The sequence below is a fragment of the Anaerobacterium chartisolvens genome, assembly GCF_003337415.1.
Classification (GTDB): Bacteria; Bacillota; Clostridia; order Acetivibrionales; family DSM-27016; genus Anaerobacterium; species Anaerobacterium chartisolvens.
On record NZ_QPJT01000027.1, the window covers coordinates 23,022 to 39,297 of the forward strand.

Annotated in this window: 13 protein-coding genes; 11 read left to right on the forward strand and 2 right to left on the reverse strand. The window is 40.3% G+C overall.

Translation table 11 applies throughout. The annotated features are described in order from the left end of the window. The first annotated feature begins 40 nt into the window (after positions 1-40). From DFR58_RS17965 to DFR58_RS18005, 9 genes are all read left to right on the forward strand, one after another. On the forward strand, positions 41-823 hold the full coding sequence (locus DFR58_RS17965) for a class I SAM-dependent methyltransferase (RefSeq protein ID WP_114299244.1): 783 nt from the start codon (positions 41-43) through the stop codon (positions 821-823). 253 nt (positions 824-1,076) lie between these two features. Further along, a complete protein-coding gene (locus tag DFR58_RS17970) occupies positions 1,077-2,342 on the forward strand; it encodes a DegT/DnrJ/EryC1/StrS family aminotransferase (protein ID WP_114299246.1) in 1,266 nt (421 codons plus the stop codon). A gap of 114 nt (positions 2,343-2,456) precedes the next feature. Beyond that, complete coding sequence (locus DFR58_RS17975) at positions 2,457-3,626, forward strand: glycosyltransferase (RefSeq protein ID WP_170138215.1); 1,170 nt, start codon at positions 2,457-2,459, stop codon at positions 3,624-3,626. 249 nt (positions 3,627-3,875) lie between these two features. After that, positions 3,876-4,814, forward strand: coding sequence for a PhoPQ-activated protein PqaA family protein (locus tag DFR58_RS17980; protein ID WP_170138216.1), 939 nt, complete (start codon positions 3,876-3,878; stop codon positions 4,812-4,814). Positions 4,815-4,836: 22 nt separating this feature from the next. Then, complete coding sequence (locus tag DFR58_RS17985) at positions 4,837-6,312, forward strand: acyl-CoA reductase (protein ID WP_114299251.1); 1,476 nt, start codon at positions 4,837-4,839, stop codon at positions 6,310-6,312. A 30-nt stretch (positions 6,313-6,342) separates the two neighbouring features. After that, positions 6,343-7,533 carry a LuxE/PaaK family acyltransferase gene (locus tag DFR58_RS17990; protein WP_114299253.1) on the forward strand — a complete coding sequence of 397 codons (1,191 nt, stop codon included), beginning with the start codon at positions 6,343-6,345 and terminating at the stop codon, positions 7,531-7,533. An 80-nt stretch (positions 7,534-7,613) separates the two neighbouring features. After that, positions 7,614-8,897: an ABC transporter substrate-binding protein gene (locus tag DFR58_RS17995; protein ID WP_147273206.1), complete on the forward strand. Its 1,284-nt coding sequence runs from the start codon at positions 7,614-7,616 to the stop codon at positions 8,895-8,897. A 51-nt stretch (positions 8,898-8,948) separates the two neighbouring features. Continuing rightward, on the forward strand, positions 8,949-9,872 hold the full coding sequence (locus DFR58_RS18000) for a carbohydrate ABC transporter permease (RefSeq protein ID WP_114299257.1): 924 nt from the start codon (positions 8,949-8,951) through the stop codon (positions 9,870-9,872). A 48-nt stretch (positions 9,873-9,920) separates the two neighbouring features. Next, a complete protein-coding gene (locus DFR58_RS18005; protein ID WP_114299259.1) occupies positions 9,921-10,739 on the forward strand; it encodes a carbohydrate ABC transporter permease in 819 nt (272 codons plus the stop codon). Between the two features lie 98 nt (positions 10,740-10,837). Here the strand turns inward: DFR58_RS18005 and DFR58_RS18010 are convergent, their stop codons facing one another. Further along, on the reverse strand, positions 10,838-11,722 hold the full coding sequence (locus DFR58_RS18010; protein ID WP_170138217.1) for an AraC family transcriptional regulator: 885 nt from the start codon (positions 11,720-11,722) through the stop codon (positions 10,838-10,840). A gap of 129 nt (positions 11,723-11,851) precedes the next feature. Between DFR58_RS18010 and DFR58_RS18015 the strand changes: the two genes are divergently transcribed. Next, positions 11,852-14,206 (forward strand): glycoside hydrolase family 31 protein, encoded by a 2,355-nt coding sequence (locus DFR58_RS18015; protein ID WP_114299264.1) that lies wholly within the window; start codon positions 11,852-11,854, stop codon positions 14,204-14,206. 141 nt (positions 14,207-14,347) lie between these two features. Then, positions 14,348-14,923 carry a Uma2 family endonuclease gene (locus DFR58_RS18020; RefSeq protein ID WP_114299266.1) on the forward strand — a complete coding sequence of 192 codons (576 nt, stop codon included), beginning with the start codon at positions 14,348-14,350 and terminating at the stop codon, positions 14,921-14,923. On the opposite strand, the gene mnmL is transcribed toward DFR58_RS18020, so the two are convergent. Then, the gene (gene mnmL, locus DFR58_RS18025; protein WP_114299268.1) at positions 14,920-15,867 is read right to left on the reverse strand and encodes a tRNA modification radical SAM protein MnmL/YtqA; all 948 of its coding nucleotides are present in this window, start codon (positions 15,865-15,867) and stop codon (positions 14,920-14,922) included. The genes DFR58_RS18020 and mnmL overlap by 4 nt on opposite strands. Positions 15,868-16,276: the final 409 nt, after the last annotated feature.

Sequence of the window (16,276 nt, forward strand, 5' to 3'; positions counted from 1 at the left end):
AACAGCACTCAAATTATTGTAAAGACTGAGAGGAAAGAAAATGGATATTGCCGAGAATAACATAAGAGCCTGGACAAAGCTTGCGGGGGAGGGAGACTATTGCACGGTGCCCTATAGCAAGGAGATAATTCAAGCCGCGCGGCAGGGAATTTGGGGGGTTAGTGCAACCAACAATAAAAATATACCCATAGAATGGTTCCCGGAATCCTTGAAAGACAAGCATATCCTTTGTCTCGCATGTGGAGGCGGGCAGCAGGCTCCGATATTTGCCTCACTGGGAGCGGATGTAACGGTACTGGATAACAATCCTGTACAGCTGTCAAGGGACAAATATGTGGCTGATAATGAAGGCCTTAACATAAAACTCGTTGAGGGAGATATGAGATCTCTGGATATGCTGGATGCCGAATCGTTTGATGTTGTATTTCTTCCGGTGTCAACTCCTTACATTTCAGAGGTTAAAACGCTGTGGAAGGCTATAAGCAGGGTACTGAAAAATGATGGCGTCCTGATCGCCGGGTTTATTAATCCGTATGTCTATATATTTGACGAGGATAAGCTGGAGAAAAATGTGTTTGAGGTAAAAAATAAAATTCCTTACTGCTCACTGGATGGCTTGAGCAAGGAGAAGGTCAAAAAGTACTTTAAAGAAGAGAAATTAGTAACGTACAGTCATACCACAGAGGATATAATTGGCGGGCAAATCAAGGCGGGGCTGGTAATAGACGGGTTTTTTGAGGATTATGACAGCGAAACGGTATTATCGAAATTTTCTCCCGTCTATTTTGTAACACGGGCAACTAAAATGAAAACGGCTATATAGTTTAGGTTTTAACATATGGGATAACGGAGGATGTAAAATAATATCCTCCAGAATAATTTCTACTCTAACTATAGAAGCATGTATACTTGTGGAAGACGCTTCTGCTTTTAGTTAGCGTAAATCATATCCCGGTTACGCATCCCGGGGAAATTATTCTTCCGGAAATTACTTTACATCCTTTTTAGATAGTTTATATCCTAATTTATATAAATAAGTAACAGATAAATTCTGAAAATATTGTGAGGTTTATATTATGAAGCTTGCTATAAACAGCGGGATACCCTTAAGGGATAAAAAATGGCCTGTCTGGCCGGTTTGGGACGAAAGCGCAGACAAGCTCATCCATGAGGTTGCACAGTCCGGGCGTTGGTCGGTGAGAGGAAGCTGGACAGGCTCTGAATGTATGGAGCAGCAGGCTATGAGGTTGTTTGCGGAATATAACGGGTGTTCATACAGCGTTATGACTACATCCGGATCAGAGGCACTGCTTCTGGCTCTGGAAGCCATGGATATAGGTCCGGGAGACGAGGTAATAGTACCTGCTCTGACATGGATAGCTCCTGCCACCTCCATATTGAACTCCGGTGCTGTTCCTGTTTTGACGGATATAAATCCTGAAACCACCTGTATAGATACAGGAGCAATAAAAAAAGCCATAAGCCGCAAAACAAAGGCCATTATGCCGGTACACCTTCACTGCTCTATAGCGGATATGGATGAAATAATGAGTATTGCCCGGGAATACGGCTTATTTGTTATTGAGGACTGTTCTCAGGCCCACGGCGCCGTATGGGACGGTAAGAGGGTAGGAACTATGGGCCATGCGGGAGTATTCAGCCTGAATCAGGAAAAGGTTTTGACTTGCGGGGAGGGGGGAGTACTTATTACAAATAATCCTGAGCTATATGATCGGCTTTTCAGAATAAAAACAGACGGGTGTGCTTTGGATAAGGACAGGAAAATACCGGGTGACGATCAACTGATATATGATAACAGGCTTATGGGAAGTAATTACTGTGCTTCTGAATTTCAGGCAGCGGTTTTGATATCTCAATTAAAGAATTTATCTTCATTAAATGAAATCAGAAGAGGAAATGCAAAATATCTGGATGAGGGTTTAAGCCGCATACCGGGCCTTATACCTCTAAAGCATCATAAAAAGGCTGAAAAATGCACTTATTATGAATATGCTGTAAAAATAGACAGGAGGAGCTTTAGCAACAAGGAACTGGATAAAATCTGCAATGCATTGAGCTGTGAATTGGGCTTCAGTCTGCACCCGACAGATGTTCCTATCTATAGGAACAAGCTTTTTTCGCCATGGACCAGAAAAAGGTATAAATATTATGTGGAGGATGCCAGGTTTAAGGAGCTGTCGGCCGATAAGTTTCCGGGCTGTGAAAATACATATGACTCTTTGATAGTATTTCATCATTCAAAGCTGTTATCCGGCCGCAGTGATATGGATGATATAATAAGCGCATTTGAGAAGGTGCAGATGTATAGCAGTGAAATTTAGAAGCATATGTGTAAGGGGGAATCATATATCAGAATATTAAGATTAACACCGCATTTTTATTATCCGCCGGGAATTGTATCAGAATGGAAGGTTCATTTGGACCCTATCGGCGGGATGCAAACACAAATTTTCAGAATGACAACGGCGCTTTCCAAGCTGGGAATAGCTCAAAAGGTGCTGACTATAGGAATGAAGAATGCTCCTAAAACATGGAGGATTAATAAAAATACTGAAATTTGTTCGTCAAACATTCCCATCATACCAATTCGATCAAGAGTCCGAGGAACGGTAGGCTTGAATATTTACTGGGGAGTGGGAGTATGTTTAAGGGTAATTTCATTGCTTTTAACCTCTCTTTTTAACAAAAAGAACTCATGGGACTTAATACATTCTCATTGCAGCGGGGTGGCAGCACCTCTGATAGTAGGGCTGTTATCCAAATGGATATTAAAAAAGCCGTTGGTTTATACAGTGCATTGCTGCAGAATAGGTACATATGAACCAATGAACAGATTTGACAGGCTTATAAATAAGTATGTTGTAAAAATAGAGGGGTATTGCTTGGGAAAGGCAGATTCCGTTATAACCTTGACCGAAAGGACAAAAAAGCTGTTAACCAGCAGCTATAAAAATGTTACGAGCGAAAAGGTGTTTGTTATTCCTGACATTATTTCAATAGAAGAGTTTAATCAAAATATAAATGAAAGCAATTTGGAATACTTTTACAATAGCTTTGGCGTACCAAGAGATAAGCCCGTTATCAGCTTTGTCGGAAGGATAGCACATGAAAAAGGATGGAAGTATTTTTTAGAGGCAGTAAGGCTTTGTGACAATAAGGATTTTCATGCCGTATTCTGCGGGGATGGAAATGAGAGGGAATACCTTGACAAAATGGTTGATGACTATTGCTTGAAAGACAGGGTTACAATTACGGGGTTTATACCTAACAGCTTAGTTGCAGCAGGTATTTATATCTCTGATATCATGGTAATTCCATCAGTTCACGAAGAGCTGGGCAGTGTCCTGCTGGAGGTGGCCAGCTTGAAAAAGCCGGTAATTGCTTCTGCGGTAGGCGGACTTACGGAAAATATTACAAATAATACAAGCGGAATTCTGGTTAAGCCCAAGTCGCCTGAGATGATTGCACAAAGCATAGACTTTATTTTAAGCAATAAGGAGATGGGGAAAAAGTTTGGTGCTAATTTATATAATCATGTAAGAGACAACTTTCATGAATCAAAGGAGCTTAATAAATTAATTGATTGTTATAAAAATCTCATTTAGCACTTAAATTGCAGCGAGCGGACATCCGCTAAACGTACGTTTGTATCAGAAAAAGTCAAATAAATGTATATTAATTAAAATGTTGACAAATGGCAGGTAACGGTATAAAATGTTAATGCATGTTTTTGCTTTATTCGACAGTAATAGTGTCAATTGTTTAAGCCCTTAAGGAATATGGACTTTAATCAAATAAACAATTCAAACTGATTTAAATATAAAGGTATAGATTGGGATAAGGGGGATTTAATAGTGCCTATAGAGAAAATCCGAATTGAAAATACTGATAAAAATGCTTTGCCCGGGGATTGTGCATATATTCTAAAAAATGAAAGCAATCAGAAGATTTTTGTTTTTGAAACCACAACCCGGCATGACAAGCCGAAGGGCAATGTACTGATAATTCCGCCATTTGCGGTTAATGCACATTCACTGTTTTTATTCAGCTACTACTTTCAGGCAAATGGCTATAATGTTTACCGGTTTGACGGAATAAACAGTGTGGGCTTAAGCACAGGGACAATGGAAAATTATACGTTAGGGCAGCTTGAAAAAGACACCGCACAAGTAATAGACAGCGTTTTAGCCGATAGTGACCTGCCGTTAACAATACTTACTCAAAGCCTTTCCTTCCCGGTAGGATTAAAGTATTCCACCTATGCCGGATGCATATCCAAATTAATTTCCATTGTGGGCGTTGTAGACGTAAAGGATACTGTTGAGAGAGTATCTGAAGAATCGCTTGACCCATATGTACTAAAAGATCCTGCTGCTCCCAAATATCTGACTGTTTTCGGGCACGATTCCATTGCGCAGGCTTTTGTCGATGATATAATAAAAAATTCAATGTCAAATGTTGAAGATTCAATATCTCACTTTACCAAAACAAATGTCCCTATATATATGATTTCCGCAAAAGATGATGAATATGTAAATTATGAGGACGTTTTAAAATGCAGGGATTTAATTGAGAAGAACGGAAAGCTCATAGAGGTGCCCGACGCGGGGCATATGATAGGGAGGAGCTTGTTTATTATGAAGAAGCTGGCGGCCCTTGCCATTGAATGCGCGTTGGGGGAGGAATCGGCTAAAGCCGGCATCAATCTGCCTAAGCTTACGGATGTTGTAAAGGCGGCGTCACTGGAAGCTGATTTCGCCAATTATTGTGAAGCTCAAATAAGCCTACTATAACAAAAAGGAGTAGTATAATATTATGCCTAGAATAATAGAATTGCCAATTATTATATGCGGAGAGCTAAAATATCCCAAGGATGATTACATTGAATTAAAATACAGCAACGATATAACCGTCAGAATTACCAGACCATCAAAAGAGGATTTGCAAAGCATATATGATTTTTCTGAAGATATAAACAGCATCAGATTTTCAGATTTAGCCAAATATATTACTAATTTCGCCAGTTCGTTTTACAACCCGGAAAACAGCATAAGGAAAGAAGCCATTGAGCTTTCGGCTTGTATAACGGGCTATGAGGAAAAGATGCTGGCTCGCGACTATGATATTATATCGGATTATTTGAGCTATAAATACAACATATACGACATAGTCGGGGCAGAGCTTGGCAGCTACAGAATGCTGGACGGTTGGGAAAGAAAGGAGCTTGTAAAGCTAAGAGCCTTTCCAAGGGGAAGAACCTTTCATATACTTGTCGGCAATGTGCCGATGACGGGTTTTTTCAGTGTGTTCAGATCAATTATTACAAAGAACCAGACGGTAGTTAAATTGCCTTCAAGAGATATTGTGACTACGTTATATTTTGCAAAGGGCTTAATTGAAGCAAATAATGGAGGGGAAAGATTCCAGGAAATGCTGAATAAGTCGCTGTCGGTGTTTTATTTAGAGAGAGACGACGACACGCTGTCTGAAATGATTGAAGCCTCGGATATGATTTGTGCCTGGGGAAAAGGAGAGTCCTTAAAAATGATTAAGGAAAAAATCCCCCACAGCATTCCTTATCTGGAATTCGGTCCGAAGCGCAGCTATTCGGTGCTGTACACCGAGGACTGCAATTTCGACAAGGCAGCAATCAGAATGGCGCACGACCTATGTGTTTATGATCAGGAGGCCTGTCTGTCTCCGCAAAGACTGTTTATTATCGGAGATTACAAAGCTTATTTGCCGGTGTTGGAGAAGTGGCTTAACTGGCAATCCGAATGCCTCCGAAGAGGTGTGTCAAATAAGGATGTGGAATCCCACATTTATAGAATCAGGATGGAGGCTAAGTTCCGCAAATGGCAGATGACGGAGGGAGAGGATCAATGGAGGATAATTGTATGTGACCCTCTGGAGGTTAATGAGCACCCCTTAGGGCGTACATTATTTGTTCATCCTGTAAAATCCGAATCGGAAATACTGCCGTTTATAGATGATGAGACACAATGTATCTCTGTTTATCCATACGAAGAAAACCTTGAAAGGCTGGGAGATATATTCTGCGCAAAGGGAGCCTCCAAAATCTGTGAGACGGGAATGAGCTTTTACCCCAGAGAGGGCTGGTCGCACGATGCCATGTACCCGCTTCACTACTTCGTCCGCTTATGCTATATAGACTGTGACTCAAAGTATGAATATAAATACGATACGGACGAGGAGAGCGTTTTACTGTATGTATCGCAAATGTTCGGACATCCGGATAATTTGGATGAAGTACTCGAACAATTCCAATAATATTAATAAATACAGATAAAGGAGAAATTTATGTCGGGTTTAAAGAATAACTGTCTATCAGATATAGACTATCTTCAGCTTTATTTGGAAGATATCTTCAAGGATGAGTTATCCTATAGAGAAGCTCAAAACAGGAGCATACTGAATACATTTCGGTTCCATTTGTCAAACAATAAGGGGTACAGGGAATATGTCGAGGAATTGGAGCCCAATATTGACAATATTATAGGGAATTTTGATGTTGCGTCAATACCTCTTTTGCCCAGTGCTTTTTTTAAGAGGCATGATATAAGGCTTTCTTCGGTAGACGATGATGAAATAATAAAGCATTGTACAAGCAGTGGGACTAAAGGGAGCTTAAGTGTTGTTCCCAGAGATGAATTGACATTGATTAATTTTTTGGGCAGTATATCCTCCGGCCTATCATGTATATTCGATTTGGAAAGGACAGGCAACCATAAGGCCTTTGTGCTTGGTCCAAACCCGGAGGAGTCAGGAGATCTGTGGTTTTCCTATGTTCTTTCCAGCATGGCTATAAGCTTTAACACGGAATACTTTGAGCATAACGGATACTTTGATGTTGCCTATGCCGCTGAAAGGATTGAAGAAGCTGTAAGAAATAATAACGAGGTTTTGATTATCAGCCCGCCTTTTAGAATTGTTGAGCTGTGCAATTGGATTAATCAATTGAAGCTGTCAATCAAATTAAAGGGAAATTCGTTTGTAATCAGTGCCGGGGGATGGAAAAACATGAGCAACAAGGCAATCCCCAGAGAAGATTACACCAGCCTTGTAACCGATACATTCAAAATAGACAGTCGTTATGTGCGGGATAGCTACAACATGGTTGAATTAAATTCGGTAATAAATGAGTGTGAGTGCCATGAGAAGCATATATTGCCATGGGTTGAGGCTTTTGCGAGGGATCCTAAAACCAACGAGGTGCTAAAGGACGGCCAGTTGGGTATTTTATCCTTCTATGACGGGAGCTCCTTAAGCTACCCATGCTTTATTTTAAGTGAAGACTATGGAATTGTCAGCTTGCAAAAATGTAAATGCGGGCGTGTGGGTAAAAGGATTAAGATTGTAAAGCGCATGGAGGGTATCGAGGCAAGGGGCTGCGCCCTTAAAATGGCTACCTCCAATGCTTCTATAAAGACTGACGCTTCAAACAGGTTTTATAAGAGCTATTATAGAAATCCTGATATGTATTTGAAATAAAAAACATTTTGTTATGTGGAGCAGGTTTGCTGCTTGGAGGTTTGGCAGGAAAAATAAAAGTTGTGCATGGGGGGGTTTTTTTGAAGAGGATAGTATGTATATTACTGATTTTATGCTTGAGCACGGCTTTAATTTCGTGTAATAAAAAGACTGACGCTAAAGTCATAAACTTTTGGTCGGGATGGTCGCTGATAGGGGATGAAGAGCTGGAAAATTCTCAGGATGAGTGGCTTTTAAAAAGGCTGCTGAAAGAATACGACGATATGAATGAGGATATTCAAATTAAGTTTACATATGTGGAAGATGAGGACGCAATGTTTCAGATGCTGAAGACTTCCATGCTGGATGCTAAAGACGCTCCGGACATTGTTGTTCTGCAAAACGAAAGCTATGTAAAGGAAATAGCAGGGATATTATTGCCTCTAAACACCTATATAGACAAGCAGTTTATTGATAATAACACCTTCTGGGAAACCGTTACAACCGGTAAGGGGGACATTATAGGCTATCCCGTAGCGGGGTGTGAAGTCTCGCTTATATTATACAATAAGGATATAATTAAACAAGCAGGTCTGGATTTTGAAAATGCACCACCAAAGACCTCCGATGAATTTATGGATGTTTTGGAAGCAATAAAGGCCAAAGGTATTCAGCCTATTATTGCCAGTGAAAGTGAATTTAACAACCTGTACACTACATTGTTTTCTACCTGGTGGCTGCAGGATGCCGAGGAAGGACAATTAAAAAAATTAATGGACGGCACTGCCAAATTTTCCGAGGACAAATTATTTATTGACTCGCTCAAATATTCTCAGGAATGCTTTGAAAAAGGGTATATAAACGTTGACTATATTACCAATACAACATCACAGATGGATTTTATACAGGGGAAGGCAGCATTTTATCCCACATCTAATTGCGAGTTCGGGATCTTTTACGAAGCCATGGGCGACCAGCTTGGCATGTTGCCTATCCCAAGGGCCAAAAGCCATTCAAAGGACTTAAACTTCGGAGGAGTTAACCAATGCATCAGTGTTATTAAATCAACAAAATATCCCAAGGAATGCAATGATATAATTTCATGGATGCTTAATAAAGAAAACAGCATTAAAATGTATAAGACATTTAAGACCCTGCCGGTACGCAAGGACGTTTCTATTGAGGATTTAGGCTGGAAAGATGACGAGCTGTACGAGGAGATTTTCAGACTTAAGGACTCCGTACAGATATATCCTTATGCCGTAATGGGAACAGAGCTGAGAGAAATGTTCTTCAGGCTTGGCGCACAAACGCAGGTTAATAAAATGAAGGCTGAGGAGCTGGCAAAAGCCCTTGACGATAAGATTAAGCAAAGTGAGAAGTAAGCGCCTTCTTGCGTTCAATATCATAGTACAATTGAAAAGTAGGCGATAGCTATGACAATATTTAATAAGAAAAGCAGGATTGGTCAAAATACAAAATTCTATTGCATCTCTATAATGATTCCCATGATAATTATTGTGGGGTGCAATGGAATTCCCCTGCTGCAGACCTTTATAAAAAGCTTCTTTAATTGGGACGGGCTATTTACAAATAAATTTATAGCCTTAAATAACTATATTAAAATTTTTCAGGATAGAATATTCTGGCTGCTTCTTAAGAACAGCCTGATAGTATTTATTTACATACCTGTAGTTATAATAATCGGCATATTTGTGGCAACGTTGATTTTTTACGGGTTTAAGGGAAGCAAGTCCTTCCTTTATACTATTTATATTCCGCAGATATTATCGACAATTGTTGTCGGTAAGGTTTTTAACCTGTACTTCGGGCTGGATGGGCCTATCAACAAGCTGCTGGATATGCTTGGCTTTGACAAAATATACTGGCACGGGAATATATTTTATTCATTTATGATAATTATTTTATGTGTTGTATGGCTGTCCTTTGGCTGGCAGACGCTATTATTTACAGGCGCGTTTTCGTCCATAGATAAAAATATAAGTGAGCTGGCATTAATTGACGGATGCGGTTTTATCAAAAGCATTTTTCTTATTTATATACCATTAATAAAAATGACTATACTGTATTCGTTCAGTATAAATTTAATATTCGGATTTACAGGCTTCTTCCCGATTATTTTTGTTTTGACATATGGCGGCCCGGGATATAATACAACTACGCTGGATTTTATGATCTATATCAAGTCCTTTGGTAGTGAAGGAAACTTAGGCGAAGCATATGCCTTATCCATAATCATGCTGGCAATAGTATTGGCGCTCGTTTTTATGCTATATATTGCATTTGCCAGAATCAGCAATAATAATCTTGCTAAAAGCAGCAATAGCTGCAAGAACTAAAGGGTTACAAATACAAATAGCACAGATAATGTGTTACGAGGTAATAATATGAGCATAAAGAAGGTCATTTTATATACAGTTATAGTATTTATAAGCTTATCAGTTATATATCCTCTTTTTTTTACGCTGGTTACATCCTTAAAGGATAAGCAAAGCTATTTTACCGATATATATGGTTTAAACATTTCAAGCTGGAGCATAGAAAATTACATAAAAATGGTTAAGGATTTTAATGTGCTGCAAAAAATGCTTAACAGTGTAATAGTGACTGCCGGTGGGGTTTTACTCACTATGGCAGTGGCAATTCCCGCCGCGTACTCCATGAACAGGATATCAAAAAGGATGCTCTTCATTCTGGTAACGGTTTTGATTATATTTGCAGTTATACCGGAGCAGGTGACAGTGTTCTCGCAATATAAACTATTTTTGGATCTGGATTTAATAAACAACCACCTTTCTGTCATATTGTCATTTTGTGCAAAGAACCTGCCGGAGGCTATAATGTTCAGTTGCCTGTTCTTTAGAATGGTTCCCATTCAAATTGTGGATGCGGCGCGCATGGAAGGATGCACAGAGCCCAGGATTATGCAAAGCTTTTTTGTGCCGTTATGCCTGCCGGGATTGTCGGTAATAGCGGTTTCTTTAATTCTCAGCATGTGGAACAGCTTCTTAATTCCTCTGGTGATGCTTCAAAATGACAACACAAAGACAATAGTGACATCCTTGGCAATGCTGGATCGCCGCCACGGGTCCAACATCCCTTTTCAAATGGCCGGAAATATATTTGCTATGATGCCGACCATGATTTTCTATGCTATATTCCGTAAAAAAATTACTGAAAGCGTTTATGAAAATTCACTTAAGTGAGGTGTTTTCCTTACACCGCAAAACAATTCATATAAACCAAATCTGGCGGAATTTAATTTTTACAACAGATGGGCCTTATGGGTCTTAGGGCTGTTGTTTTAAGGTAAAATTAATCTGAACTCTGTGGGAGTATACCCCGTTTCTCTTTTAAAAACGCGGTTAAAGTAGCTTATGTTCTCAAACCCGCAATTCAGAGCGATGTCCGTAATACTAAGATTAGTGGCCTTGAGAAGAGTAGCTGCCGTTTCTATGCGGTAATTGTTGATATAGTCCACAATATTAGTGCCGGTCATTTCCTTGAAAAGCTTGCAAAGGTATTGGGGCGTTAAGCTTACCGACTTGCTGATATCGGCCAGCGTTAATTTCCCATTGTAATTCTGAGAAATGTAGCCCAGAATATTTTTGAGTGTATGGTATTTTTTGGGGCGAAAGGAGTCTTTTTTTGATGCCGGAACATTGATGTACAGGCTTTTTCTGAATATAGTGCTAAAAAGCGAAAGCAGCCTGCTTTTAACGGATAATTCGTATGCCGTATTTTTCCCCGTAAGCTCTTCTATAATTGCCCTCAGATCGGATATTATTTCTCCATGCTCAGGAATTGCGGGCTTAAAATGGGCTTCTATTTTATATCTGCCCGCAATGGTATCATCAAAATATCTACGGCAGATATCGAAGGAATTTACAATAAAGTCAATTGAAAAAACAACCGAAATATAGGCACAATCCTCAACCTCGGAAAAGCCGGAGTGAATTTGCCCGCTGTTTACAAAGATACACTCACCGGGCCGGGCGCAAATAGCCTCGTCATCAACTGTAAAAACTGCCTTACCCTCCGACAGGAAGATGAATTCAAGCTCGTTATGCCAGTGATGGGGCAAAATATTGCCCGAGGACTTATGGTGGACAGTATAAATGGCTATGGGCAGCATTCCTTCTCCGTGGTGCTTTTGCTCTCTTAGTTTTTCAATATCAAAAAAAATCATGACGGCTCCCATTTGTGTTTAAAATAATACTATATAATATGCTTAATTGTACAAGTATTTTAAAGTAAATATCAATATAATATTAATATATTGATGTCAATAATACAAGAGCTATAGGAGTGATAAAACATGGGAGCTGAAGACAAATGTTCTGCCCGTATTATGCAGGTTAGTGAAAACATTGTAAAGGTTGTATATGGGGGTGGAAAGGAAGAAACGGAAAACAGTATTCTTATTTCGGAGGATTTTAAGCCGGAGAGTAATTTGGCAACGAATAAATATCTGTGTGAGGGCGGCCGCATTTTATTTAAAAATAAACGCGGAGAAGTAGTTCTGGAAGAAACGGGACATAGCCTGACTGAAAAAGAGGTTTTCACATACTATGTAGACGGTGAGCCCATCGTCAAATACAAGCAGACAGCAAACGGCGAAGTGACTTATGTTGAAAATGCTGTGTATAAGCCCTCAGGTACAGCGTATGAGGGGAAGCTTACTTTTTCTATAACAGAGGATGAGGGTATATACGGCTTGGGTCAGCATGAGGACGGGGTTTATAATTATAACGGCAGAAAGGAATATCTTTTTCAGGCAAATATGAAAATATCCATTCCTTTTATGCTGTCCTCACGGAACTATGGGATACTGATCGACACCGAAGGTGCCATGATTTTTGACAGCGAGCGAGGCAAGGTAGAATTTACAATTGATACCACCGACAAGCTTTCATATTACGTTATTACGGGGGAAAGCTTCGAGGAGATTATAAAGGAGCTGAGATGCCTTACGGGAAGAGCGCAGATGCTTCCAAGATGGGCTTACGGCTATGTCCAATCAAAGGAAAGGTACAAATCCGCCGAGGAGCTTGTAAATATCGTATTGCAGTTTAGAAAAGCCGGTATTCCCATAGACTGCATTGTACAGGATTGGCTTTCATGGGAAGATGGACTATGGGGTGAAAAGAGGGTGGATAAAAAGAGATATCCTGACTTGAAGGAGCTTATCAATAAGCTTCATAAGGAGCATGTGAAGCTTATGGTGTCGGTTTGGCCCAATATGGCGGAGGGCGGAAGCAACCATCAGGAATTTAAGGAAAAAGGACTTTTATTGCCCAATTCAAATACCTATAATGCCTATTCCAAAGAGGCGCGGGATGTTTACTGGAGGCAGTACGAGGATGAATGGTTTTCGGCGGGAGCAGACGCATTGTGGTGTGATAATTCCGAGCCCTTTTCCGATGCCGACTGGAGCGGAGAGACAAAAAGGCCGGAGGAAGTACGTTATCAATTAATTGTAGATGAATCCAAGAAGTTTATGGATTGGACGCGTCTTAATTCATATGGCCTTTTTCATTCAAAAGGAATTTATGAAAACTGGCGCAAAACCAATAATAGCAAGCGTGTTACAAATCTTACGCGTTCATCTTATCTATCCGGCCAGCAGCACGGAGCGGTACTTTGGTCGGGGGATACCAGTGCCAAATGGTCTGCTTTAAGAAAGCAGATTACCGAGGGAATTAAATTTTCAATGAGCGGCATGCCCTATTGGACATTGGATATCGGAGGTTTTTTTACAGTAAAGGATAAATGGGAAAACAGAGGCTGCAACTGCAGCGACAAAAAATACAAGCTCTGGTTCTGGGATGGGGATTATAATGACGGAGTGGGTGATCTGGGATATAGGGAGCTTTATGTAAGATGGCTTCAATACGGCGCCTTTTTACCCATGTTCCGCTCCCATGGCACCGACACACCAAGGGAGCCGTGGAATTTCGGCGAGCCCGGCGATATTTTCTATGATACAATACTCAAGTTTATAAAGCTGCGTTACAGGCTGCTTCCATACATTTATTCAACGGCGGCGGACGTATATCAAAACCATTCGACAATGATAAGAAGCCTGATGTTTGATTTTGCAAAGGATAAAAATGTAAAGGATATTGACGACAGCTTCATGTTCGGGAAGGCCTTCCTTGTCTGCCCGGTCACTGAGCCGATGTATTACGAAGCAAACAGCGTGCCTCTGGTAAATACCGAAAAGACTAGGGAGGTATATTTGCCTGAACATACTCAATGGTTTGATTTCTGGACGGATAAGCAATATGGGGGCGGACAGGCCGTAACATGTAAGGCGGAGCTGGATACAATACCGCTTTTTGTCAAAGCGGGCTCCATTGTACCGTTGTCCAGGCCTCTTATGTATGCGGATGAGAAAAACGGGGAGGTATCCGAACTCATTATTTACGGCGGAGAGGACGGAGAGTTTGTCCTGTATAATGACGAGGGAGATAATTACTCCTATGAAAAAGGGAACTTTTCAGCTATTAAGCTAACATACCGGGATAATGAAAAAACACTGACATTTGGAAAGGCTTGCGGCGGATTCAGGTATCAGGAAAATTTCAAAATCAAGCTTATTGGGGGCGGAGAAGTTTCAAAAACTATTGAGTTTGTCTACAAGGGAGAGGAAGAAGCTGTAAAATTTTAATATATATAAAAAAATGCCGGGCTGCCGGCATTTTTTTTATAAAATTCCTCGCAGGGTACACAATGTTCAGATGGCTCTGTATTGCACCATTAATTAAAGAATGGTAATATAATAAACGAAAACAAAAAGGAGGATGGTTTTATGCCTTTACCACAAGGAAACAGGATCTATACTTATAAAGATTTAGCCGCATTCCCGGAAAATGAAAACTGGGAGCTTATTGACGGTGTACTGTTCTTACAGGCAGCTCCTTCATGGCAGCATCAAAGTATATCCGGTGAGCTCCATAGACAAATTTCAAATTACTTACATGGTAAGTCCTGCAGAGTATTTGCAGCACCATTCGATTTATGTCTGGCAGAATATAATGAAAATGATGATGAAACAACCAATGTGGTTCAACCTGATCTAGTCATAGTTTGTGATGAAACAAAACTCAGAAAGACTGGGTATTTCGGTACTCCAACCTTGGTAATCGAAATTTCTTCACCCTCCACTACCCGAAAGGACAGGGTACTGAAATTTAATAAGTACGAAAAGGTCGGTGTTAAAGAGTATTGGATAGTTGAACCTGACGGAAAGTATATCAGTGTTTTTACCCTACAGGAAAATAAGCGGTATGGCCGTCCTGAATCTTATACTGACACCGACCAATTAAAAGCAACAGTATTCCCGGAACTCGTTATAGATTTGGGTTCTGTATTTGCATCCGTTTAAAATTCAGTATATTGGGTAAATACAGCGTTAAGTCCCTGAAACATGTCGTTTTTAAGCATGTAATGAAGCAGCCCGTTAAGGACGTGACGCTTGTGGCCGCTCCATTTGGGAGCAATTAATCTCTTATGGGCTCCATCCCCGGTTACCCTGTGAATGACAATATTCTCAGGAATTCTTGCAATGGCCTCCGCCACCCATTTTATATAGGATGCTTCGTCCAATAACGGGAATGGCTCTTTTAAATAATCCTTATATAAAGGACTGTCTTCCAATATATGCAGCATAGCCAGCTTGATGCCGCTCACAGGCTGCGCCGCCACATAATCGACCGTTTCCATGAAATTCTCGTAAGTCTCACCCATCAGCCCGACAATCAGATGGACAATTATCGGAATACCGGCTTGATTTAGCCGAGAAACCGCTTTTTCATAAACGGGTAATTCATATCCCCGTTTAAAAAGCTCCGCTGTCCTCTGGTGAATTGTTTGAAGTCCAAGCTCCACCCATAAGGGCTTGATTTGGGACAAACGCCCAAGCTCTTTAATCATCTCATCGGAAAGGCAATCCGGCCTTGTGCCTATAGACAGCCCGAGAACTCTCTGGTCGGCAAGAATCTCTTCATAGACAGGCACCAGCTGTTCAATGGGGCCATAGGTATTGGTGAAGGATTGAAGATATGCAATATATCCGCTTAAATTACCCTTTGATGAAACCATTTCAATAGCCGAATCAATTTTTTCATGAATGTCCATTGGCCCTGCTATGGCAAAATCGCCCGAGCCTCTTGCCGAGCAAAAGGTGCAGCCGCCCGCGCCTGTTTTCCTGTCTCTGGTAGGGCAGGTACAGCCGATATCTAACGATATTTTGTAAACCTTACGGCCAAACATTTGTCTGTAATAATGGTTGACTGAATAATATGGCTTTTGGTCCGGCCAAAGCTTCATGCGGCACCCCCTTATCACCTTTGAACCAACTGCTTGCTAAGTGTACAAATTCAACAAAATAAAATTTCTTAAAATGCCTCTCAGCACAAAACATTATACACTTATTTAGATAAAATTGCATTAAAAGCTGAAAAACGGTGTAATTAAAAAATAGTCTGCATACTTTAAACTATACCCTTCTTTATTGTAAAACGGTAAATAGAATGATTTACAAAAAAACTAAAAAATGTATATTTTCCTGTTGAAGCCAGCCGCTTAAAGATATATAATTAAATAAAAGAAGTCGTGAGCTGAATATAATACAGGAAACCGTCTTGTCAGTAATAGCCATACTATTCTTAATATATATCTCATATCAATGCCGTTATTAATACGCTACTCCTGCAGCAATATACAAATAATGAAACAA